General features: G+C 53.6%; 19 protein-coding genes. 5 read left to right on the top strand and 14 right to left on the bottom strand.

Annotation, left to right across the window (positions count from 1 at the left end):
* Nucleotides 1-5: 5 nt before the first annotated feature.
* From NYE24_RS29165 to NYE24_RS29155, 3 genes are read right to left on the bottom strand one after another with little or no spacing between them, the layout of a single operon-like run.
* Nucleotides 6-746 carry an NAD-dependent protein deacylase gene (locus NYE24_RS29165; protein WP_036696652.1) on the bottom strand — a complete coding sequence of 247 codons (741 nt, stop codon included), beginning with the start codon at nt 744-746 and terminating at the stop codon, nt 6-8.
* 39 nt (nt 747-785) lie between these two features.
* Nucleotides 786-1556: an HAD-IA family hydrolase gene (locus tag NYE24_RS29160; RefSeq protein WP_036696649.1), complete on the bottom strand. Its 771-nt coding sequence runs from the start codon at nt 1554-1556 to the stop codon at nt 786-788.
* 48 nt (nt 1557-1604) lie between these two features.
* Complete coding sequence (locus NYE24_RS29155; protein ID WP_342477265.1) at nt 1605-2354, bottom strand: alpha/beta hydrolase; 750 nt, start codon at nt 2352-2354, stop codon at nt 1605-1607.
* Nucleotides 2355-2564: 210 nt separating this feature from the next.
* Here NYE24_RS29155 and NYE24_RS29150 point away from each other — a divergent pair, with 210 nt between their 5' ends.
* Nucleotides 2565-3605, top strand: coding sequence for a fucose 4-O-acetylase (locus NYE24_RS29150; protein ID WP_342477264.1), 1041 nt, complete (start codon nt 2565-2567; stop codon nt 3603-3605).
* A gap of 260 nt (nt 3606-3865) precedes the next feature.
* Nucleotides 3866-5551, top strand: a complete 1686-nt coding sequence (gene ilvD, locus NYE24_RS29145) for a dihydroxy-acid dehydratase (RefSeq protein WP_036696641.1) — start codon at nt 3866-3868, stop codon at nt 5549-5551.
* A gap of 351 nt (nt 5552-5902) precedes the next feature.
* On the opposite strand, the gene NYE24_RS29140 is transcribed toward ilvD, so the two are convergent.
* Nucleotides 5903-7273, bottom strand: a complete 1371-nt coding sequence (locus NYE24_RS29140) for a polysaccharide deacetylase family protein (RefSeq protein ID WP_342477263.1) — start codon at nt 7271-7273, stop codon at nt 5903-5905.
* A gap of 223 nt (nt 7274-7496) precedes the next feature.
* Here NYE24_RS29140 and NYE24_RS29135 point away from each other — a divergent pair, with 223 nt between their 5' ends.
* On the top strand, nt 7497-8744 hold the full coding sequence (locus NYE24_RS29135; RefSeq protein ID WP_076158738.1) for an AI-2E family transporter: 1248 nt from the start codon (nt 7497-7499) through the stop codon (nt 8742-8744).
* On the opposite strand, the gene NYE24_RS29130 is transcribed toward NYE24_RS29135, so the two are convergent.
* From NYE24_RS29130 to NYE24_RS29095, 8 genes are all read right to left on the bottom strand, one after another.
* Nucleotides 8693-10510, bottom strand: coding sequence for a penicillin-binding transpeptidase domain-containing protein (locus NYE24_RS29130; protein ID WP_036696636.1), 1818 nt, complete (start codon nt 10508-10510; stop codon nt 8693-8695). The two genes, NYE24_RS29135 and NYE24_RS29130, sit on opposite strands and share 52 nt — an antisense overlap.
* A gap of 324 nt (nt 10511-10834) precedes the next feature.
* Entirely contained in the window at nt 10835-12904 is a 2070-nt protein-coding gene (locus tag NYE24_RS29125) for a methyl-accepting chemotaxis protein (protein ID WP_084648975.1), read from the bottom strand.
* Nucleotides 12905-12949: 45 nt separating this feature from the next.
* Complete coding sequence (locus tag NYE24_RS29120; RefSeq protein WP_036696635.1) at nt 12950-13909, bottom strand: alpha/beta fold hydrolase; 960 nt, start codon at nt 13907-13909, stop codon at nt 12950-12952.
* 27 nt (nt 13910-13936) lie between these two features.
* Nucleotides 13937-14962 (bottom strand): glycoside hydrolase family 130 protein, encoded by a 1026-nt coding sequence (locus tag NYE24_RS29115; protein ID WP_036696632.1) that lies wholly within the window; start codon nt 14960-14962, stop codon nt 13937-13939.
* Between the two features lie 67 nt (nt 14963-15029).
* Entirely contained in the window at nt 15030-15863 is an 834-nt protein-coding gene (locus NYE24_RS29110) for a carbohydrate ABC transporter permease (protein WP_036696629.1), read from the bottom strand.
* Between the two features lie 4 nt (nt 15864-15867).
* Complete coding sequence (locus tag NYE24_RS29105) at nt 15868-16749, bottom strand: sugar ABC transporter permease (protein WP_036696627.1); 882 nt, start codon at nt 16747-16749, stop codon at nt 15868-15870.
* 107 nt (nt 16750-16856) lie between these two features.
* The gene (locus NYE24_RS29100) at nt 16857-18233 is read right to left on the bottom strand and encodes an extracellular solute-binding protein (protein WP_342479323.1); all 1377 of its coding nucleotides are present in this window, start codon (nt 18231-18233) and stop codon (nt 16857-16859) included.
* A gap of 341 nt (nt 18234-18574) precedes the next feature.
* Nucleotides 18575-19339, bottom strand: a complete 765-nt coding sequence (locus NYE24_RS29095) for a response regulator (RefSeq protein ID WP_341029609.1) — start codon at nt 19337-19339, stop codon at nt 18575-18577.
* Between the two features lie 257 nt (nt 19340-19596).
* Here NYE24_RS29095 and NYE24_RS29090 point away from each other — a divergent pair, with 257 nt between their 5' ends.
* Entirely contained in the window at nt 19597-20829 is a 1233-nt protein-coding gene (locus NYE24_RS29090; RefSeq protein WP_341029607.1) for an AGE family epimerase/isomerase, read from the top strand.
* Complete coding sequence (locus NYE24_RS29085; RefSeq protein WP_341029605.1) at nt 20826-22001, top strand: glycosidase; 1176 nt, start codon at nt 20826-20828, stop codon at nt 21999-22001. The genes NYE24_RS29090 and NYE24_RS29085 overlap by 4 nt, the downstream gene beginning before the upstream one ends.
* Before the next feature lie 137 nt (nt 22002-22138).
* Here the strand turns inward: NYE24_RS29085 and NYE24_RS29080 are convergent, their stop codons facing one another.
* Together NYE24_RS29080 and NYE24_RS29075 are read right to left on the bottom strand one after the other, a co-directional pair.
* On the bottom strand, nt 22139-23200 hold the full coding sequence (locus tag NYE24_RS29080; RefSeq protein ID WP_341029603.1) for a LacI family DNA-binding transcriptional regulator: 1062 nt from the start codon (nt 23198-23200) through the stop codon (nt 22139-22141).
* Nucleotides 23201-23248: 48 nt separating this feature from the next.
* Nucleotides 23249-24541 (bottom strand): ABC transporter substrate-binding protein, encoded by a 1293-nt coding sequence (locus NYE24_RS29075; RefSeq protein ID WP_235218474.1) that lies wholly within the window; start codon nt 24539-24541, stop codon nt 23249-23251.

Raw genomic sequence — 24541 nt, 5'->3', positions numbered from 1 at the left:
GGGCGTTAGCCCAGCAGTCCCTGCACTCTACCCAGCACCTCTCCGATCCGCTCTGTAATAATCAGATCTGCATGATCGTCATACGGGGTAGGCTCGCCGTTAAGCAGTACAGTATTCTGCCCCCTGAAGTAAGTGACCAGGCTTGCAGCAGGCTGAACGGTAAGCGAGGTACCGCCGATAATCAGCAGATCCGCCGCTGCAATGGCATCCACGGCTTCAACCAGCACTTCATGATCAAGCGCTTCCTCATAGAGCACCACATCCGGCTTGATGATGCCCCCGCAGTCCTCACAGCGCGGCACAGAGCCTTCCTGCCCCAGCCATTCCTCCAGACCGTAGTAGCGCTGGCAGCCCATGCAGTGATTGCGGTGGATAGAGCCGTGCAGCTCCAGAACCCGGCGGCTGCCCGCAATCTGATGAAGGCCGTCGATATTTTGCGTAATGACCGCCTTCAGCCTGCCGCTCTCCTCCAGCTCCGCAAGCAGACGGTGAGCCCCGTTCGGCTTCGCTCCGGGATGAATCATCTTGCTGCGGTAGAAATCAAAAAAAATGTCCGGCGAGGACATAAAAAAGCTGCGGCTGAGCATCACCTCAGGCGGATAGGGAGAGTTGTGCTGTGTCTGGTACAGGCCGGCTGCCGAACGGAAGTCCGGGATGCCGCTCTCCGTCGATGTTCCGGCACCGCCGAAAAAGACGATATTATTGCTTTTTTGAATCCAGGAAGCCAGTAGCTGTAATTGTTCCATGATCTACACCTGTCCTCTCTGTACCTATTCGTCATGCATTCAGATCGTTATGCGGAGCGCCGGATAGCCGGATACCACAATGTCCGCATCCAGCAGATGGTCTGCCCCTCCGTCCGGTGAGATTCCGACCGCAAGCCGCAGGCCCGCCCCCCGGCCCAGCTGCATATCCGCATTGCTGTCACCGATAATAACCGCCTCTTCGGGCAGCAGCCCGAGCTCCCGGCAGGCCTTCTCGGCCATTTCCGGTGCAGGCTTGCCGTATTTCACCTGGTCTCGGGTAACCAACACCCCGAAGTATTCTGAAATACCAAGCCATTCCAGATGCTCGCGGGTGGTGGACAGATTGTCTGAGGTCACAACGCCAAGCTTCAGGGAAGCAGCGGCACACTGCTCCAGGAATGGCAATAATTCCGGCATAGGTACAGCCGTACGGCGGCGGCGAAGCTCATTCATGGCCTCCTTGGAGATGGCATTCACGCGCGTCACCGCTTCATTCCAGGGTACACCCGCTGTATAGAGCTGCCAGGCCAGAATCCCGGTGGATTCCTCAGCCGTTGCCATGGACAGCGGACCGGCGGGATCATAACCGGTAATTCGTCCAGAAGCATCATGCGTCGTCCCCAGCACCGAAGCCAGATTGGCTCCCGTTACGGGCCTGCTGCCAATCAGAGTCAGCTGGCTGCCCAATCCCTCAAGCACCAGCTCAGCCCAGCTGCCCCAGGTAGCCAGGAGATCAAGCAGCGTGCCGTCCTTATCGAACAGGATGCCGCTTACGGGAACGGAGAGTTCATTGATGTGCAATACAGGCATTCCAGCGCTCCTTCCGCATACGTTATATTACTTCAGGTATTCGTTAGTTCATTTGCTCTGGCGCAGATTCCCCAGCCAGTCCAGCATCGCCCGGACGGTCCGGGTCTGCTGTTCTTCTTCGGTAATCGTAGCGGTTCCGTCACCCTTTTGCGCGCCATAGCTGCCGAATTGGGCATGGTTACCGCCTTCAACCGACACATATACGGTATTGCCCGGCAAATAGGAACGTCCTTTGTTATAGCTCTTCTGGTCGACGACTTCATCCTTCGTACCAAGCACAGACAAGACGGACAACGTAGTGTCCTTCAGACTGCCTTTCTCATCGGGATACGAGGCCAGAAAAAAAACGCCTTCCAGTTGGCCGGCATGATCCGCAGCGAAGCGTGAAGCCATTACGCCGCCAAGCGAATGTCCGCCCAGGACGAAGGACTGCTTCGGATGCACGCGGATAATATCTTCGGCGGCATCCCCTTTGATTACAGCCAGATTAAGCGGCATTCTGGCAATGTAGAACGGGTGACCGGCTGCGGCAACTTTACGGGCCAGCGGCGCATATGCTTCCGCCTTGACCAGTGCTCCCGGATAAAAGATCACGGCGGTGCCGAGCACCACTGAGGGGTCGAACGAGATCCAATTGTCATTCTGTTCAACAGTGACTCCCCCGGCAGAGATCAGGGCGGTTTCAGCCCGTGCCTCCGGCTTATACGGGGTCAGATACCTCCATATAAACACTCCCGCCACCAGTAGAACCAACACCACTCCAATAAGCACACGGCGTCTGATTATATTCTTTTTCATTAGTGTTCACTCCCGATTCCTGCATACTGAAAATTATACGGGAATCGGTGAATTCAAACAACCTTCAAGACTTCGCCACATCTGGCCCCAGACATTTCCAATGATAGGCTTGCTATTGTGATGTATTTCACAATTTATTGTCCGGAAATCATGTATTTTAAAATTAAAGTATCAACCCCCTGCAAACCTAATTTCATTGGAGGTTACGTCATGACCCGGGAAAGCCCGTTTGACACGCGCGGAGAGACTTTCTTTCTTAACCTGCGCTTCATGCTCATTGTAACTGTCTTTGTGGCCAATGCGATCGAACCCCTGATTCAAGAAATGAGCGGACTTCACACGCTTTACCAGTGGATCTTCAGTTTTCACATGCCGCTGTTTGTACTGGTGACCGGATACTTTGCCCGTTCAAGCTTACATGGAGCGCCTGGACGCAAGGTACTCCTGCAAATTGCCCTGCAATATGTTATTTTTCAGAGCCTCTACTCCCTACTTGACGCCTCCCTGTTTCATGTCAATAATATACAGCATTCGTTCTTCGCTCCTTATCTGCTGCTCTGGTTCCTGGCCAGCCACATCTGCTGGCGCCTGCTGATGCTGGGCATGAGCCGCTGGACCCGCAGCGCCCAACTGGCCTTCGCTGTTACCGCAGGGGTGGCCGTAGGTTATCTGCAACTGGACGGGATCTGGTTCAGTATCAGCCGTACCTTTGTCTATCTGCCCTTTTTTGTGATCGGGTATCATTTCTCCTTCGGGGCTTTCGTGAAGCTGTATCAGCGGTATGTCAAAAGCATTGCCGCCGCCGCTTCGCTCCTGCTGCTCCTTGCTATCGGCCTGCTTGGCGGCGATCTCCCTATGGGCTGGCTATACGGCAGTATGACCTATATGCAGCTTGGCGCCCATGAATGGTATGCAGGTCTGTTCCGGCTGGCGGTTTATGGCCTGCAATTCATCGCCTCCCTGGCATTTTTGGGCCTGGTGCCTTACGGGTTAAGCCGCATGACCGGTCTGGGACGCCGCACTCTCTATGTTTTTCTGCTACATGGCTTTGTGGTCCGCACGGCGGTGATTTCCGGCCTGTATGCCTATATCGGCAACCCCGCCGGAGCAGCTCTGCTGCTCGCCGGTGCAGTAGGATGTACGGTTCTGCTCGCCCAGCCTGCGGTCAGACGTCTGTTGAACCCGCTCGTGGAGCCGTCCGTAGACTGGATGATCTCCCTGCAACGTGCCGCCATCCGGCGCTCTCTATAAGAATGAAGCTGCTACGCTATATCAATTTGCCGAAGTCTATCCTATACGAAATAGGCTTCTTTCTGTATATTAGCCCAGACTTTACATGCGTGACCCGCCGACAAACTTCACATTGTCCGGTAGAAAAAAGAGCTTTTTTGTGATAGACTCTCTATTAACGTTCGTAACCAATCACCGCAGGCTACGTATATTTCGGGATTGCAATGCGTTAATGCGGCACTATATTCGCTTCACCAATACCGTTAGGGGGAAAAGTCATCATGGCAAACAAGAAAATGCGATCAGATATGATCAAAAAAGGCTTCGACCGCGCTCCTCACCGCAGCCTTCTGCGGGCAGCAGGCGTTAAAGAAGAGGATTTCGGCAAACCGTTCATCGCGGTCTGCAATTCCTATATCGATATTGTTCCGGGTCACGTGCATCTGCAGGAATTCGGCAAAATCGTGAAGGAAGCCATCCGTGAAGCCGGCGGGGTTCCGTTTGAATTCAATACAATCGGCGTAGATGACGGTATTGCCATGGGTCATATCGGTATGCGTTATTCGCTGCCAAGCCGCGAGATCATTGCCGACTCTCTGGAAACGGTAGTATCCGCGCACTGGTTCGACGGTATGGTGTGCATTCCCAACTGTGATAAAATCACCCCGGGCATGATGATGGGCGCGCTGCGCGTCAATATCCCGACGATCTTCGTCAGCGGCGGGCCGATGAAGGCCGGCGTAGACAGCAAAGGCAAGAAGCTCTCCCTCACTTCCGTATTTGAAGGCGTTGGCGCCCATCAGGTCGGCAAGATCAATGACGCTGAGCTGCTTGAACTGGAACAATTCGGCTGTCCTACCTGCGGATCATGCTCCGGTATGTTCACTGCCAACTCCATGAACTGTCTGGCCGAAGCTATGGGCCTTGCGCTTCCGGGCAACGGCACGATCCTGGCCGTAGCCGAAGAACGCAGAGACTTCGTCCGCAAATCAGCAACCCAGCTCATGGAGCTGATCAAGCTGGACCTGAAGCCGCGTGATATCGTAACCCAGGAATCGCTGGACAATGCCTTCGCACTCGATATGGCTATGGGCGGTTCGACCAATACAGTGCTGCATACCCTGGCACTGGCTCAGGAAGCCGAAATCGATTATCCGCTGGAACGCATCAACGAAGTAGCCAACCGGGTTCCTTACCTGGCCAAGCTGGCTCCGGCCTCCGATATCTTCATCGAAGATGTGGACCGGGCGGGCGGCGTAAGCGCCGTGCTGAACGAATTACTGAAGAAGCCGGGTGCAATCTTCGGTGATTGCATGACGGTTACCGGCAAGACATTGGCCGAGAATGTAACCGGTCATGAGATCCAGGATACCTCTGTTATTCATACCATCGACAACCCCTATTCCCAGGTAGGCGGACTGGCTGTACTCTATGGTAACCTGGCGCCGGAAGGCTCCATCATCAAAGTCGGTGCCGTGGATGCTTCTGTTGGCGGCTATCATAAAGGACCTGCCATCTGCTTCGACTCCCAGGAGCAGGCACTGGAAGGCATCGCGAACGGCAAGGTCAAAGAAGGCCATGTAGTCGTTATCCGTTATGAAGGTCCGAAGGGCGGACCGGGCATGCCGGAAATGCTGGCTCCGACTTCGCAGATCGTCGGCATGGGTCTTGGCGCCAAGGTCGGCCTGATCACGGACGGACGCTTCTCAGGTGCCTCCCGCGGAATCAGCATCGGCCATATCTCGCCGGAAGCGGCTGAGGGCGGCCCGATCGCTTTTGTAGAGGATGGCGACATCATCGAGCTGGACCTCAATAACCGCAAGATCGAGCTGCTGGTTGACGAGGAAGTGCTGGCGGTCCGCCGCCAGGGCTGGAAAGAATTCGAGCCGAAGGTGAAGACTGGTTATCTGGCCCGTTACTCCAAGCTGGTTACCAATGCAAGCAAAGGCGGCGTGCTGAAGATCTAATCGTTAGAGCCGCAGTTTCAGCCCGGGGCCTAAGCGGGAGAGATAAGTAATGAGGATAACAGCAGTTCCAATCGCGAATGCGGCCGGGACTGCTGTTTTTTGTTGCAGGAATTACAACCTTGGGCGCAAGTGGACCAGGTATCTGGAGGAATTGTTGTATGAACTACATCAATGATCACGCTAAGAAGTGAATTGGTAGAGGAATACTGTCTTTTGTGCAACAATTGCGCGTTGTTGCCCCTTTGAGGAGTAAATGTTGCATAATGTGCAGGAACTAAAAAACCGCCAGCCCATATAGGCCAGCGGAGATCTGTAATCAATATAAGTGCTGTATACTGCTTATGCTCGTCTTCAATGAACTGCCGTTGCTCCAGGCAGCTCAGCTTCAAGCGTCAGCTCCTCTTCGTGTACCCGCTCCACCGGCTTCTGCGGCCGCCGCTGGTTCATCTGGTTCAGCAGCTGCGACACCGGCATCAGCATCATCTTGGGCACCAGCACCTCACTGCGCACCTTGAGCCTTGCTCCGCCCGAGGGGTGGATGACGCTCAGCAGAACACTGAGATAGAATTTGGTTGAGCGGGCGAACAGGCCGCTGGGCAGGTCTACCACCATGAAGCCGAATTTCTCCGGCCCGCGGTTGATCATGCTCACGCCGTAGAGCGCCTTGGCCTCGGCCAGCTCGAGTTCACCGGCAATATGCCCTGCAAGCAGCGGCAGATCCTTCTCCATCCGGCGGATCATGCGGATCGCCAGCTGTGCCGGAGAACGGGAATGAACCCCCAGCTCGAACAGCTGTCTGTTGTCGATATGCAGCTCAATGACCTTGTCGCCTTTACTCAAGGTCTCGCCGTTGTCCATCAGCACCGTATTGCCCTGATACTTGCGCAGACGGTAATGCAGGAACGGATCTGCCGGCGTGATCGTCTTGAGCTGGAACATTAGCTGGAACAACTTCTCCCACGCCAGCCACAATCCGACAAGCAGCCGCTTGCCGAAGGACAAATGCGTGATCGGAGAGCGCTGCACCGCCTTGATCATCTCGTCAATCCGGACGCTGCTCAGTCCGCGCCGCTCGGCTTCGGCGAGCATCCGCTCCAGCGCAATCAGCATATGCTCCGGTGCATTCGGATCGGCGCCCATCGTCGTCCCGCAGTCATGCAGCAGCAGCACCTCACCCGGACCGAGCTTCGCAATGAGCTTCTCGGTCAGCTTTTCCGCTCCAAGCTTCTCCTTCCAGTCGCCGAACATCGCCGACCACAATACAATCTGCACCTGACGGCGCTTGGAGAAGTCGAACAGGTTCACGATCCCCCAAGGAGGACGGTAATAGGTGCTGCGCTCGCCGGTAATGGAGAAGATGATCTCGTCTGTCTGGTCAATCTGCTTCCTCACCGTGGCGGGACGCATGAGCCAGTTCGTCTTGTGCACATAATTATGAATTCCGATCAAATGCCCTTCGTCATGCATTCGCTTGATGATCTCGGGATGCTGCTCCGCGTGGGAGCCAACGACAAAGAATGTCGCCTTCGCATCGTAGCGTTTAAGCAGATCCAGCAGCAGAGGTGTGTAATGCGGGTCAGGCCCGTCATCAAAGGTTAGACCATAATCCGTACGCCCAATCCCTTTGCGGAAGACACGATATCCAAATAAACGGCTGATCATTCCGGGAATAAAAGCATAAAAAGTAGAGATATAAAATAGCCAGAGCAGCAAAGTCTGCATGTACAATCACCGCTTTTCCAGAGTTGACTTTGGCTCGCCCTACGTCTGATAGGAGATAGATGTGATACGGCCAAGTAGAGTAAGTAGAAGCGACAGCTTTAAAAAACATCACCTCCTAGTTTAACACAGCTGTCAAAGAAATAGACGTTTTTTATTAAAATCGTGTACAATGAGTTGAAGTGCCGGTTACAAATTTTTCTTCACAAAGGGGTCGTTTAAATCTATGCTGCCGCTGTACAAAAAATATTGGCGCACCTTTTTCGACATTGGACTGCTTGTTCTAACTGTATATTTAGTGATGCTCGGCTTCAGCAAATTGTACCAGCTGGCTGCGCCGGTGTTCCTGTCGTTTTTTGTGTTTCTGCTGATTGAACCGCTGGCCCGCTTCCTGAACCGCAAGGGTATGGCTAAGCCCTTCGCCTCCGCGATCTCTGTAGTCCTCTTCCTGGTCATCCTGCTGGGCGTACTATTCGGTGCCGGACTGCTGATTACGACCCAGGCGATTCACCTCCAGAATAATCTGCCCAAATATACATACGTGGTCCAGCAGCATTTCACAGAGACTACGACCTATCTTCAGCACAAAATCGATTCGCTTCCATCCGATGTGACGGATAAGCTGAACGGTTATTTCACAGATGCCACCAATATTCTCTCGAAGTGGATGGTCGCCTTCTTCAAATATATGGTCGGAGTGCTTGGCTCTTTCTCTTCCTTTATGGCTAATTTCGGGATTGCGATTATTCTCGCCTTTTTCCTCAGTATGGAGATCAAGGACTGGCGCAGAATTGCTCACGAGAAGCTGCCGAAGACGTTCAAGACAGCCTACGCCTTCCTGCAAGGGAATGTGTTCAAGGCGATCGGTTCTTATATCAAAGCACAGATGATCCTGATCAGCATCACCTTCGTCATCATTCTGGCTGGTCTGCTGATTCTCCAGACGGGCAATGTGCTCACCATAGCGCTGGTCTGCGCCGTGGTCGATCTGCTGCCGCTGCTCGGGGTACCTGCGGTGCTGATCCCTTGGATCATCTACCTGTTCATTGTCGGCAATACGTCACTGGCCATCGGGCTCATCGTTCTGCTCGCGGTGGTAATGGTAGTAAGACAGCTGCTGGAGCCCAAAATCACAGGGAATTCAATCGGTGTCTCCTCCGCCTTCCTGATGCTCTCGTTCGTGATTCTGTCCTCCTCCCTGTTCGGCATAGCAGGACTCATTCTGTCGCCGATTCTGCTGATTCTGCTCAAGGAGCTGCTCCAGCAGGGATATCTCCAGCAGTGGATCTATCTGCCGCAGGAGGAGTTCGTCGTCTCGCCCTTCGCGGCCTCGGGGACACCTACGGCAGGCGCTCCCGTAAGCAGCGGAGACGGTCCGGCCGGGAATGCCGGGTCTAATGCAGAGCCTGCCGGTCCAGGCCCTCAGGCGCCGGTTGATCTGCCTTCCAGACCCGACAACAGGTCGAACACCTGACCGAATAGACGGGTGGCAGCCTGCGGACTGTCTGGAGCCACATTCTCTATCGCCACAGACACCGCATATTTCGGCTGGTCCACCGGACCATAGCCGATGAACCATTGGTTATTGCGCGGTGTGCCATGTACCAGCGTCTGAGCCGTGCCTGATTTGCCGGCGAGCGGCCAAGCGGAAGGCTTCAGCATGCGGCCTGTGCCCTCTGTGACTACGCTGCGCATCATGCCCAGCAGCACTCGGGCAGTGGCCGGAGAGATCCGGCCCTCCGGCGCAGGCGCCAGATGTCCCGGAAGCTCCTTAAGCGTCTGTCCATTAGCAAATGCAACCCGCTCCAGAATTCGCGGCGCTCTCACCTCGCCGCCATGCAGCAGTGTGACGACCAGATTCGCCGCCTGCAGCGGAGTGATCCGTACATCGCGCTGGCCGATCGCCGTCTGGACTCTCGCCCCGCCGTCATCCGGCAGGAGCGTGGTGAAGATGGTTCCAGGCTGCTCCCCGGCCAGCGGCCGGAGCAATGGCAGACCGAGCGTATTCTCCGCCTGCCACCCGATGCTCCGGCCCAGTCCCAGGGCAAGCGCAGTAGCTTGGAGCTTCACACCGCTCAACCGCTCGGCCAGCGTAGCAAATACAGTATTACAGGACACGGCGAACCCTTGCTTAAGCGAGAGGGCGCCGTGTCCTTTGCCGTGCGGACAGGACAATCCGTATTTCGCATACGCTCCTGCACAGAAGAAGGGCTCCTCCGGTGTGGTCAGCCCGGCTTCAAGCGCCGCAGCGGCCGTAACTATTTTGAAGATGGAGCCTGGGGCTGCCGCTTGAAGAGCACGGTTGTTCCATTCTCCGCCGTGCGGTGAGACCTGCTGCGGATTGTAGAACGGCAAGGAGACCATCGCTGCGATATCACCGCTCCGGCTGTCCATGACCACAATCGCCCCTTCCTTCACCCCTGCTTCCGCCGCCAGCTTCTCAATACTCTCCTGAAGCTTCAGATCAATTGTGGTATATAAAGACAGCGGATAATAGGGGTTGCCCGGCGCTTTGACTGTGATCGGGCTGCCCGGAACCCGTTTGCCGCGTGCATCAACCTGGGCAACGGCCTCCGTGTGCCCCACCCCCTGAAGCAGCGGCTCCAGCGTCTTCTCCAGCCCGTCTGTACCGGTTCTTGGAATTCTCAGTCCTGTGGGGGATTGGGTGATAGCTTCCCCCGAAGCTTCAGACAGATAACCGAGCCACTGGCGGCCGGAGGCAGCCCCGTTATATCTGCGGGCAAAAGGCAGCGCCTTGACGCCTTCGATCGCAAGCGCCTCTACTTCTCTAGCCTGAGGCAGAGTCAGGGCCAGCGGACCGGTGCCTTGGCCGGAAGGCCAGAGCAGCGGCTCCTTCAGCCCTAGCCGTCTTGCTTGCAGCTGACTGTAGCTGACGCCGAGAATCTCCGCCAGCCGGTGAAGCTGCTGGTCATCGTTATATTCACCGGCACCATGATGCCGGTGAAGCTCCTCCTCCGGCGGGAACAGCGCAGCCGTCCAGACCGTCTCTCCGGCCAGCGCTTCCCCGTTCTTCGCATACAGCCGCCCTCTTCCGCTATCCAGCACGGTTTCCCGCTCACTTTGCAGCTCTGCCATCTGAGCTACTGTGTAGCGGGTGCCGCTTACTACGCTGTCCTTCAACAGCAGCTGTACCCAGGCCAGCCTGATCATCAGGCCCGCCAGCAGCATGCACAGGATCAGGCAACCCCAAAATATACGTTTATGAATCAGCTTGTGCAATTGCTATTCCTCCATCAAGTGGGCTGCAGAACCATGGCTAATATTATACCCACCTCATGAAGCAAAATAACCCTAGCGGGTGAACGATGCTGATGCCTCATACCACGTACTGGCAGCGCTTCACGTTTCTTCGTCTGCTTTCATCCTGGCGGGCGTCAGCGTTAACCAGGGGGAGCGTGGATATCACACGCCCCGCACCTGTCCAATGTGATCGATTTTTCGATTACATTGGGTCCGCGCACTCCCGACCCGCCCAATATGTTCGTTTTTTCGCATACAAAAAAACCGCCCTCCATGTAGAAAGGCGGTTTAAATAAGTTAGGCTCACACGTTGAACTTGGATAATCGCTCCCGCAGTCTGGAGGAAGCATTCTCCAGCTTACTGGAGAGGGTAACCAGATACTCGCTTACATTCTCCTGTTCACCGGTCAGGGAGGCTACCTCTTCAGAGGCGGCCGAGGATTCTTCGGCGAAGGAGCTGACATTGCCTATAGTCTCTGACAAGACTTGCTGCGAGTGGTTCAGGCCATCAATCGAAGAAGTTACCGAATCCAGCCTGGTGATCAGCTGATGCATCTGCCCCTGTACACTAATGAAGATCTCACTGGTGTTCTGAACATAGTCCATCTGCTCCCCGAACAGCGGCGCAACCCCGGATAAGGCGTCTACCGTCTCATGCATATCCCGCATGATCCGGTCCGTAATCTCGCCCACAACGGCAATGGAACGCTTGGACTGCTCCGCCAGCTGGCGGATTTCATCGGCGACCACCGTGAAGCCCTTGCCCGCTTCGCCTGCCCGCGCCGCTTCAATAGTAGCGTTCAGCGACAGAATATTGGTCTGCTGGGTGATGCTCTGCATGACCTCCAGCACCTGAATGACCGATGAGGCGGTATCCTTAAGTTCATTCACCTTAAGAACCAGCTTGCCTGTCCTGTCGCCAGTCTCTTGTGTTCTGCCCAGCAGCTCCTGCAGCTTGATTACCCCTTCTGCACTGGCTTGCTCCACGCTGTGCGCGGTTCCGCCAATCTCATGTGCCACTGCAATGACGGCTTCCATCTGCTCCGAGATCTGAGCAGTCATCTCATTCCCCCGGTCCGCTTCCAGCGAGAGACTGCCTGCACCTCCGGCAATCTCTTCCGTGGCTGCGGCAATATCCTTCGCTGCCACCGCTGTGTCCCGGGAGGCGTTGCCAAGGGCTTCCGCTGCTTCCGTAACTTCACGCGCGGTCTCATTGGTGTGGACGACCAGCTCTGTAATCTGCTCCATCATCAGGTTGAAGGAGCCGGACAGCTGGCCTATCTCATCACGGGTGACGACATCAGTGCGTACGCGCAGATCCCCGTCTGCCCCCTTGACCATCAGATCCCGCAGCCGTGACAGCGGACGCGAGACCATCCGTACCATCCAGAGTCCAATCAGCACGGCAACAGCGGCAGCGGCTGCCACTGCTATGTAGGTCGTGTTAAGAATACGTTCCGCATCCTTGGTCAGATTGCCGGAAGGCACCACACCAAGCAGTCTCCAGCCGGAGGTATGCAGCGTGCCGTAGACGGCAAGTATGGATTTGCCCTTCTCATCCTTGGTCGGCAGAGAGCCGGAGGTATCACTTAAGCCCTTGAACAGAGTGCCGCCCAGGCGCAGATAGGTGTCCGTCTCCTCTTGCTGGGAAGAGGCGATCAGCTCATCTGTGGCCGTCAGCAGCTGGATATAGGAACCCGGACCCAGATCAACCATTTTCAGCTGGCTGTCAAGCTCTGTAGTCTTAATATCGCAGACTGCCAGATAACCGGAGTGACCCGCTTCCGCCGCTACAGACTTAGCGAAACGCACCACTCCTGCGGCCTCTCCCTGCTTCAACGCTTCGGTAATCCACTGGCTCTGCGGCTTCTCCTGCAACTGCTTGTACCATGCTGCATCACGGATCGCCGCCAGGAAATCATTATCCACTTCACCAGCTCCGGCCGCGGGCAAGACTTCATTCAGCGGAACCAGATACACTGCCTGCACCCCGGGTACAGCCGTGAGCCATTGATTGAGCTCCCCGTTAATCGTCTTGGACAGCTCTGTGCGCTTCGCTGAATCTGAGGCAGCAAGACCTTCCAAGGCAATTGCCTGTTGAATATCATCATTGTAGAACAGCTGACCCAGATTATCTTCATAGCGCAGCAGGATCACATCCAGCTTCTCTGCCGCCTGCTCCACGGTCTGCTGATTAGCGGACAATGCATTGTTCTCAATCGTATGTCTGGCCACAGAGTAAGAAATATACCCCAGAGACAGCACAATTCCCATCGTCGCGATGAAAAACACCAGAAAGAGCCGCATCCCCAGCGACTTGGAGGGATGCAGCCGAGTAAGAATAGATGTACTGCGAACTGTTGACTTGCTCAAAAAATCACCGCCAGATTCTATGTATTCTTGAACGGAAGGAACCCGTTACAAGGTCATGAACATCTGAAGCGTCCGATCAGAAAGATAGGGAAGATATTCATGACCATACTCATGATATACTAACAGATCTTTTACGGCTGTGATTTTGTTGTATGCGGCGAATTGTGTAGATGGCGGACAGACCGTATCGATAAGACCGGTTACCCATAATACCCTGCCCTGTATACGTCCGGCTAAATTCTGGATGTCAATATAACCGAGCCGGTTAAAAATCTCTTCCTCCCGCAGATGATGCGGATCAAAGAAGCGGAAGTAATAGTTAATCTCCTCATAAGCAGAGGTTGTAATATCCAGCGCCCAGGCTCCTTTGTAATCAGAGAGGAACGGATAGACCGGAATGGCCAGCCTGATCCTTGGCTCCAGGGCAGCGCAGGCAACCGTGAGTGCACCGCCTTGGGAACAGCCGAACGCACCCACCCGCTCGGGGTCCACCTCCGGCATAGTCATCAGAATCCGCGCCGTCTGGACCGTATCCAGAAACACGTTGCGGTAATACAGCTTGTCGGGGTCCGGATCATCGATGCCCCGAATGATATGGCCGCGGACAGTCGTTCCCCGGACGGTCAGATTATCCTCGGACAAGCCGCCCTGCCCCCGGCAATCCATGGCCAGCACGCTGATTCCGTGAGCAGCGTAAGCCACCTTCTCCATCCAGTCCCCGCTGTCGCAGGAATAGCCGTGGAACATTACAACTCCGGCACCTTGGCCTGCTCCTGCCTTCTTCGGTCTTGCATATTTACAGTGCACTCTGGCACCGCCCACTCCGGTAAAATGCAAATGAAAACACTCAGCAAGCTCACTGGTAAATTCAGCAGGTACAAGTTCATAAGCCAGTGTCTGGTCATCCAGCTCTTGAAGTGCACGCTCCCAATAAGCATCAAAGTCACCGGGCTTCGGGCTGCTGCCCTGATAATCCAGCAATTGCGGTAGTGCTCTTTGGTTCATCTGAGCGTCTCCTCTCCGGTTGTCACCCTATATTCTGCCGGGACCGGCATCATCGCCAACCTCTTCATGAGTCTCAATGACGTAGTTAACGATATCCTGGACAGTGGTGTAGGCAACACCAACATAGGTGTCCGCAGCCCCGTAATAGATGGCAATCCGGCCGGTATCCGCATCGCTCAGCGCTGCACAAGGGAAGAGTACATTGTTGACGAAGCCTCTTTCTTCATACCATTCCTCCGGTGTCAGCACGAAGTTCCGGGAGCGGTATTTCACTCTCGAAGGCTCATCCGCATCCAGAATCACAGCGCCCATGCTGTAGACAAGGCCGTTACAGGTCCCTGTAACCCCATGGTAGAACATCAACCAGCCTTCCGAGGTCTCAATGGGCGCAGGACCGCCGCCGATCTTGGTGCTCTGCCACCAGCCTTGTCCGCCCTTGGTCATGACATGGCGGTGCTTGCCCCAGTACACGAAGTCAGGGCTCTCGCTGAGGAAGACATCACCGAACGGAGTATGTCCGCTGTCGCTTGGACGGGAGAGCATAACGAAATTGCCGCCTATTTTCTTCGGGAACAGCACGCCGTTGCGGTTGAACGGCAGGAACGGATTCTCCAGACTGACGAAGCTCTTGAAATCGTGTGTCTTGGCAACGCCGATCGCCGCACCGTAGAAATCCGTGCACCAGATGATGTAATAGGTATCCTCCACCTTCACCAGACGGGGATCATACGCGTAACGCGGCATGTACGGTTGGCCAGCTTCGTCTATGAATTGGATCGGCTGCTCATCAATGACCCAATCCAGGCCGTCCGTGCTGCGGCCCATCCGCAGATGGGGGCGGGTTGTGTGATCTTCCACGCGGAAGACTCCAAGGAAGCTGCCCTCGTAAGCGATTACCGCGCTGTTGAAGATACGGGCGACGCCTTTGGCCGGATTGCGCTTGATCACCGGGTTGTCGCTATGTCTCCAGACCGGATTGTCATTCCCGGCAGGTCTGTCCTGCCAAGGCATATTTGGCAGACTCTGGCTGCCAGTCAGCTTTACTTCTCTCATAATACAATCCCTCCAATAATAGTTGCAGCAGCCGCTGCGATAGTGTGTTGCTCCCCGGCTTGCCGCTTTATTTGACAGACCCTTGGGCGAAGCCGTTATAGATGTATTTCTGCAGTGCTACGAACGCGATCAGCGTCGGAATGATGGCGATCATAATTGCGGCGCAGATGACTTCCCACTGGGAGCCGTAAGGCCCTTTGAATTTGAACAGTGCGGTGGACACGACCTGCAGGCTGCTTTTGGGCATATACAGGAACGGGGTGTAGAAATCATTGTAGATATTAACGCCCTTCACGATGATCACCGTCACAATGGCCGGACTCAGAAGTGGAAGAATGATTCTCCAGTAGATCGTCCAGTAGGAGGCGCCATCCAGCATTGCCGATTCATCCAGCGATTCAGAGATCGAGTCCAGGAACTGCATGAAGATATAGACAGCGATAATATCCGTCCCCAGATACATCAGAATCGGCGCCCAGCGGGTATTGAACAAGTCCAGGGCATTGATGATCTGAAAAGTTGCCACTTGCGTCGTTACTCCGGGAATCAGCGTAGCCAGCAGAAAAGCCCCCATCAGCGCCTTGCTGCCTCTGAATTTAAAGCGGGCCAGAATGTAAGCCATCATCGAACCGGTAAGCGTAGCGCCCGCAATGGAAATAAGGACGATAATAAGCGTGTTCATGAAGCCGAGCAGCATGTTCCCATCTACGAAGGCTTTAGTATAGTTGGCGAAATTCAGCCAGTTCTCCGGCAGAGTTAGGGGACCGGTTGAGGCGTACTCCGCATTGGTTTTCAGGGAAGCGAAGAAGACCACCACAATCGGTATCAATGCCATCAGCGCGCCCAGCACCAGGGAGATATATTTCAACACAGCGGCCAGGTTGTATTTGAAGGTATGCATCGCTCTATTTCTCCTCCTTGATCAGAATGCGCTGCAGGATGGTGACCAGCACCACAATACCAAGCAGGATCACAGCCATTGCCGAAGCCAGCCCCAGCTTGCTGTATTTGAAGGCCACATCGACGGTCTGGATGACAAAAGTGCCGCTGCCGTTGGAGCCGCCGGTCATGACGTACGGAATCTCAAAAACACCGATCGCCCCGCTGACTGCGAGGATCAGATTGAGCTGGAGGATACGCTTGATGCTTGGAATGATAATATGCCGGAACTGATGCCAGCGGTTAGCCCCATCTATCTCAGAGGCTTCATAGATATCGCTGCCAATCGAGGAGATTGCGCCAAGGAAGATAATAAAGTTCATCCCCATGTAACGCCATACCGAGGCAAAAGCAAGCGAGATATTAATCAGCTGCGGATTCAGAAGCCATTTCTGCTGCAGCGCCCCGAGGCCGAGCAGATCAAGAATCGTATTAAGGGTGCCTTCCGGCTTGAAGAAGAACAGAAAGATGAACCCGATGGCCACACCGTTCAGCAAGGTCGGAAAGAACAGAATCCCCTTGAACCAGTTCTTCATCCGGACATTGAAGCTCAGAATCGTGGCAAAATAAAGGGCCAGGCCCATCTGGACAAAGGTGGCAAAAAAGTAGTACAAGCTGACCTTGAACACGGCGAAGTACTCCGGCTTGGTGAAGATCGTCTTGTAGTTGTCGAAGCCGATGTACTCCATATTTTTGCTTAGCCCGTTCCAGCTGGTGAAGCTGTACTGAAACATTTTAAAGACAGGTAAATAGGAGAACGTCAACAGCAGAACTACGGGTACTAGCGAAAATAAAAAGATGATTAGAATCCGTTGATTTTTATAGCTCATGTTAGACAATTTGGGCACTCTCCACACCTCCTGAAAACTTACTGCTCTTCATTCCGCTTCTATCCCTGCAAAAGTGAAGGGGATTATGCCGTTACCGGCATCTCCCCTTTCTTTTGATCTTTAATCTACTTGGCAGTCACAATTTTGGCTCTGGCTGTTTTCCATTTATCATTTAGTTCTTTCATAATGTCATCATAGGATTGCTTCCGGTTGCCAATTGCCGCTTCAATGATTACCTTCTTGAAGTCAGGCTGCCACAGACCGATCTCAGCCTCTTTATCAATGGCATCCACCCAGCCCTCTTCACCGGCTTTGGCTGGAGCAAGTGTGTCGAAGGTGATGTCTGTACCTGCAAATTGTTTGAGGATTTCAGGCAGCTCGGCTCCCTTTACCGGGCTCATGCCTCCGCCTTCAGTAGTCGGATAACCGGATTCATTAATGAACCAGTCCACCCATGCTCTGGCCGCTTCTTTATTTTTGCTGTGAATGCTAACCCCCAGATTATAGTCGTCAGACAGCGGAACCAGGATCTTGCCGGCATTGGTCGGGAATGGCATGAAGCCTACATCATCCGGGTTCGCTGCCAGTCCTTTGATCTGACCGATGGCCCAGGAGCCAAGCATCATCGTACCGATTTTGCCGTTCGCCAGATCTGCCTTGGAGGATTCCCAGTCGGTTGTAGTCGGGTCTTCTTCAATCAGACCGTTTTTGGCTGCATCGTACATCACTTTGTAGAGCTCATAGTGCGGCTGGCCTGGAACGAAGTTATCGTCGGAGGCCACCTGACCGATGTTGACATATTCCCGGTCTCCGGCAACGGTTGCCAGATCCGCTTCCCACTGGGTCAGCGTCCAGCCCGCAGCATAGTTCGTGTAGAGAGGAACGGCATCCGTCTTCTCCTTAATGCTCTTCAGTGCGGCGGAGAACTGGTCCAAGGTTCTTGGAACCTCGGTCACTCCGGCATCCTTGAAGACCTGCTTGTTATAGATCACGCCGGAGAAATTAACCGTAATCGGAATGCCGTAGGAAATCCCGTCTACCGTCCGCTCTTCGAGGCCTGTATATTGCTGCTCCAGGTCAGACTTTTTACCCAGCGGCTCGAAGAAATCCGGCAGGTCTTTGATCGCTACGCTGGTAGGCAGGAGCAGAACATCTCCGTAATCACTGGTGCTCATGCGGATTTTAATCTGATCCTCGTAGTTCGACAAGGCTTCAAAATTCACTTTGACATCCGGATATTTCTCATTGAACTTGGCGGCGTAGTCTTTGAACACGGTATCCACAATATCCGTCCGCTGTGTAATAACCGTAATATCACCCTTTATATCCTTGGCGGCATCTCCCTCTGGAGCGGCTGTTGCCTCCGCTGCGGTGCCTGTGTTCCCGCCTGCTTTGGTTGCTGCCGCATTAGTGGCATTATTGTTGTCAGATGCACAGCCGGAGAACAATCCGGCCATCAGTGTCAGCGCTGCCAACCCGGTAACTGCTTTGGTTTTTTTCATCATATTTCTGACCCCTCTCTTCATTTAGAACAGATAAGTAAAATAACAAAACAATAACAACAAATTTGATTTCCCTACTAAACAGAACCTAAATTGTCCTGAATTCATCTTGAATCCTTTGTTGTTATCGCTTTCATTGCAATTATAGACCTTACTTTCCCTTTAAACGATGGTTTCAATTGCTTTTTCTGGTCTTATATTTGTTATTTTTGTTATTTAAAATATAGTGACAGCAAAAACAAAACATCTGCACAACCGCGAAAAAACACTACCCTGACACTTCCTGAAGAAGTGAAATGGTAGTGCCAACGGGCTCTTTTCCTGTAAAGTGCGACGCAAGATTATGATCTGTAACGGCTTTTATACTCCTTAGGCGTCATGCCGCACATTTTCTTGAACAGCTTATTGAAGTACACCGGATCGCTGTAGCCGACTTTGTCAGCAATCTCATAATTCTTCAGGTCCGGATGATGGAGAAGCATCTTTTTGGCCTCCGCAATGCGGATGCCGATCAAGTAGTCGGTAATGGTCTGCCCTGTCTTATGCTTGAACAGCCTGCTGATATAACTCGCATTCATTCCCACGGCCTCAGCCAGCCGCTCAAGCTCGAAATTAAGACCGTAATCCTGCTCAAGAATGCTCTTCATCTGCTCTACTACATAATGCTCCCCGCCTTCGGAAGGCTGATTCGGCACTTCATCGGAGGGAGCAGCTGCAGGCGTCTGCCGGGTCGCTTCTACACTTTTGAGCAGATCATATAATTGTGCCTTATCAATGGGCTTCAGCAGATAATCAAGTACACCGAAGCGCATGGCCTTACGGGCGTAGTCGAATTCACTGAAGCCGCTCAGCACTGCTATAGGCAGCTGCTTAAGATGTCCTCTCGCCTCTTCAATCAGCTGGAATCCATCCATTCTCGGCATCTTGATATCTGTAATAAGAAGATCAATCTCCTCCAGGCTTAGCTCCTGCAGATGGTTCCAGGCCTCAAGCCCGTTGCCGTACGAGCCGATTACCCTGACCTCCACATCCATTCTGGAAGCGATCTTCTCCAGCCCGCGGCGGATCACTTCCTCATCATCTGCAATCATGATCCGGATTACCACCCTATCGCCCCCGTCGTTTCATCTCTGATGATAGCGCTATCAATATAATTATAGTCCCTGCATAACCATTAGAAAATGTGCCCCTATCCACTTTTATAGTCTTCAATTGACTTGATCCAATTCCCGCTTGAATTCCCGGCCGAAAAGGGTTATAACATGGTTATATATCGTTATTATTATATACTAATATAACAATAACAATTATAAAAAATAACTCCAACACCAGCAAGCACTAATAAGGAGTGAACAGAACAAATATGAACAATGCAACCGAAGTATGGCGCACCCGGCTGGAAGCAGAGCTGAAAGACAATATTCTGGGCTTCTGGATGAAGCATGCCCTGGATGATACTCATGGCGGCTTTATCGGTGAAATGGACAATCAGCTGCAGGTGTTGCCCGGTGCGGACAAAAGCCTTGTACTGAATGCACGGATTCTCTGGACATTTGCAAGTGCTTACAGCGTGTACAGAACCGCAGATTATCTGGCTATGGCCGACCGTGCCTATGATTACCTCATTCAGCATTTCACAGATTCTGAATTCGGCGGCTTCTTCTGGTTGGTAGATGAACACGGATCTGCTTCCCAGCCCAAGAAACAAATCTATGGACTCGCTTTTGTCATCTACGCCTTGGCTGAGTACTATCATGCCACCGGCCGGGACGACGTCCTGCGCCAAGCCACCCAATTGTTCCATTTGATTGAGAAGTACGGTTATGACCCTCTTCACAAAGGGTATATTGAAGCTTTATCGCGGGAGTGGGAGATGACCGATTCCCTAAGTCTGAGTGCGAAGGATATGAATGAGAAAAAATCCATGAATACACATCTGCATGTACTGGAAGGGTACACCGGCTTGTACCGGGTATGGAAGTCAGAGACACTCAGAAGCAAGCTCGCTGAGCTGATCGAAATCATGCTGGAGCATATCCTGGATTCGAATGGAAAGCACTTCCATTTGTTCATGGATGAAGAATGGCAGGTGAAGTCAGAGCATATCTCCTTCGGCCATGACATAGAGGGGAGCTGGCTGCTCTATGAAGCTGCAGAAGTACTCGGAGACGAAGCCCTGCTTGAACGCGTGCGCAAGGTATCCCTGTCGATGGCCGAAGCTGCACTAACTGAGGGAGTAGCGCCGGACGGCGGAATCTGGAATGAGGCAGATCTAAGAGGCTTCATTGACAAATCCCACGAGTCCAGAGACTGGTGGCCGCAGGCTGAGGCCATGGTCGGATTCTACAATGCATATCAGTTAACCGGAGAACTGCGGTTCCTGGAAGCCGCTGAGAACTCATGGAGCTTCACAGAGAAATATATTATTGACCATAAGCTGGGCGAATGGCACTGGGGTGTGGATGCATCACTCCAGCCACTGGCCCATGCACCGAAGGTCAGTGCCTGGAAATGCCCCTATCATAACAGCCGGGCCTGCTTCGAGCTGATTAGACGGCTTGGCGAACCATCACATGTAGAGGAGACTATTCAATGAGCACAATCTTTGAACAACGCAAGCAGACGTTAACGGAACGCTATGAGGCACTCATCACTCGCCCCAATGAAAAGCAGCCATACGGCAACGGTATTTATGACCGCTACAAGTATCCCCTGCTCACTGCGGAGCACGCCCCCCTGATCTGGCGTTACGACTTCAATGAGGAGAGCAACCCGTATTTCGCAGAGAGAATCGGAGTTAACGGCGTATTCAATCCAGGCGCCATTGAACTGAACGGCAAATTCTACATCGTTGCCCGGGTGGAAGGCAATGACCGCAAATCCTTCTTCGCCGTTGCCGAGAGCAGCAGCGGTGTGGACGGCTTCCGCTTCTGGGATCACCCCGTAGTGCTTCCTGAGACCGCAGACCCGGATATCAACGTCTATGATATGCGCCTGGTGCAACATGAGGATGGCTGGATCTACGGCCTGTTCTGCACCGAACGTAAGGACCCGGACGCTGCCCCTGGCGATTTGTCCAGCGCGGTTGCGCAGTGCGGCATTGCCCGTACCAAGGATCTCAAGACCTGGGAGCGCCTCGCCGATCTTAAGACCGGCTCCGCCCAACAGCGCAACGTGGTCCTGCATCCAGAATTCGTTGACGGCAAATATGCCTTCTACACACGCCCGCAGGACGGGTTCATCGACGCCGGTTCCGGCGGCGGTATCGGCTGGGGCTTATCGGAGCAGATTGAGAACGCTGTTATCACCCGTGAGACGATTATAGACCAGCGCTACTACCATACCATCAAAGAAGTGAAGAACGGTCAAGGGCCGGCCCCGATCAAAACACCGCTCGGCTGGCTGCACATCGCTCATGGCGTCCGCAATACGGCTGCCGGCCTGCGCTATGTGCTGTATGCCTTCTTGTCTGACCTTGAAGAGCCTAACCGTGTGACTCATGCCCCAGGGGGACATTTCATTGCGCCAGACGGCGAAGAGCGCGTCGGTGATGTATCCAATGTTGTCTTCTGCAATGGTGTAATCGCCCGTGACAACGGAGAGGTATTCATCTACTACGCTTCCTCCGATACCCGTATCCATGTAGCCGTCACCACTGTAGACCAACTGCTCGATTATGTCATGAATACTCCTGAAGATCCTCTTCGTTCCTATGCTTGCGTACAGCAGCGTATCGCTTTGATTGACCGGAATTTACAATTGAAATAACGCAAACAAGCTAAAACGGTACCGTCCTTTGAGGACGGTACCGTTTTAGCGAAAAATAGAAGGATAAGTTATCGTGTGCAACATATAAATTCTTATATTTAAGCTAAAGCTCCACATTGTGGGGTTATTTTGCTGCTTCAAGCCCGGGGTTTGCCTACAGAGTCCCGGTGGACGATATCTGCGGAGATCAGAATTTTCTCCAGCGGTGCTGCGGGATTCTGGATGCGGTTCAGCAGCTTCTCTACAGCTGCACGGCCCATAGCTTCCTTAGGCACATGAACGGTTGTAAGCGGAGTAACCCCCCGCAGGGAATCCTCGATATTGTCAAAGCCAGTGACGGATATATCAGCGGGAATACTAAGCCCGGCTTCCCGCAGCACTTCACTGACGTCAAGGGCTGTAAAGTCGTTCGCACACACAATTGCCGTAGGCAGGGTATCCGATTCTTTCCGGGTGGCAATCCAGCGTCTGAATTCGTCGCGGAGCATTTGGTCATCCATTCCCTCCAGCAGCAGTTCGTCACCTATGGCCGGGACCTTCAGATGATTCTCCTCCAAGGCGCTGCGGAACCCGATCCAGCGGTCACGGAAGCTGCGGGAGTAACGGATATTGCCGATAAAGTGAAATAGAGTATGTCCGGTGCCTATCAGATGATTGACGAGCCGGGTCATGGAATCGATGTTATTCGCAAATACAGTATCACATGGAATCAAAGCATCCTCATGATCGATCATGACCAGCGGAAGCCCGATCCGGTGCACTTCGAGCAGCAGTGAGGTGGAAATCTGCCCTACTCCGATCAGACCGAGCAGACCGTCAGGATTGAGGACATTAACGAAATTATCAGCCCGGTGCTCTGAAATGATTACCATGCCCAGCCCCTCCTGATCCAGCGCCAGCGCAATGCCATCGACGATTTTGCCCCAGTATAGTGAATCTTGGGTCTGAGAGCGGATATTGGGCATCAACACCAGCACGGACTGCTTATTTCGGTCTTGCTCTCCTGTCAGCGAACGGCGCTTGGGACTTTGCACATAGGCGTTTTTTTGAGTGAAATATCCCAGCTGAGAGGCGGCTTGAATGACCCGCTCCCGGGTGGTCTCATTGACCCCGTCCTTGCCGGAGAGCGATTTGGATACGACGAACTTGGAGACCCCAAGATGATCGGCTATTTTTTGCATCGTTACTTTTTTGGCCACAACACTACCTCCAGAATTTGATCTTGCTTGCTGCGCAGCCCCCGGTGGTTACGGAGCAGACTGCTGACTCATACGCGCTTCCTTCCATTTCGCATTCAACTGGTCAAAGGACTTCTGCAAGTCCGGTGCCGCGAGCACATCCTGAATATAATCGCCCGACCAGAAGCTCAGCTTCGTCCGGTTCGCCAGATCGATGAACGCATCCGTCTGCACCGTAGCCTCAACCAGCTTCGGATGATAGGAGAGGAACTCGCTGTATTGCTGTAAGGCAGGCTCGTCCGTACCCTTCGGCGGAAGAAACCCCCAGTCTCTCGCATACGACGTTTCTGTAATGAAATACTCTAGCCAAGCCATCGCAAGCTCTTTATTGCGGCTGTACTTGCTGACCCCCATGAACCAGTCGGGATTGAGCGCAGCATAGTGGACCGGGTGATTATCATAGGGAAAAGGAAAGAAGCCGATGTCCTCAGGTGAAGCGCCTGCATCCATAATCTGCCGGATGGTCCAGTTCCCCTGGAGATACATGCCTGCTTCGCCTTTAGCCAGTCTGGCTTTGGAGATCTCCCAGCTGTTGGAGAATAGCTGTTCCTCGACATAGCCCTTGGCCATCATCGTCCTGGCAATTCCCAGAGCCTGCCCCCATTCGTTACCGATCTGCCAGGGACTGTCCTCATGGACCATATCATTCAAATAATCAGGGTTACCCGTCATATAATTAACCAGATTATCACCCCACTCCCGCAGCGGCCAGACTGCCCCGTAATTCATATACAGCGGGATGATGCCCGCCTGCTTCAGCTTGGCACAGGCCGCGTAGAACTCATCCAGCGTCTGCGGCACCTGCTCAATTCCCGCCTGCTCAAAAGCCTTCTTGTTGTAGACGATTCCGCTCGTAGTTGTACCTGTAGACAGACCGTATCGCTTGCCGCCAAAGGTAGCAAAAGTTGTGAATCGCTCCTGCGCCGCCAGCTCACCGCTCAAAGGCTCGAAGAAAAGCTCCAGCTCCTTCGCAGGCAAATTGACCGGCAGCAACAGAACATCCCCTGTATCCTTGGTGGACAAGCGAACCAGGATATCCGTCGCATAGCTGGACAACCCCTCGAATTCCACATGCGCCTCAGGGTACCGCTTCCTGAATTCATCCGCGTAGTCCTTGAAGGTCCCATTCTCAATCAGGTCAATCCGGTTCGTCAGCATCACGATGGTTCCGGACAGTCCGGAAGGCGCTTCCTCTCCGGCAGAAGCTGCCGGGACCGATGCCGGCCCTCTACTACTCCGGCTGTTACAGCCGCTTGCCAGCAGGAGCAGCAGCACAACATACACCGGAAAGCATACAATCAT

The organism is Paenibacillus sp. FSL H7-0350, from assembly GCF_038593195.1.
In the GTDB taxonomy this organism is placed as follows: Bacteria; Bacillota; Bacilli; order Paenibacillales; family Paenibacillaceae; genus Paenibacillus_AQ.
Note: the sequence above shows the minus strand (reverse complement) of the source record. Positions and strands in the feature narration are given on the sequence as shown.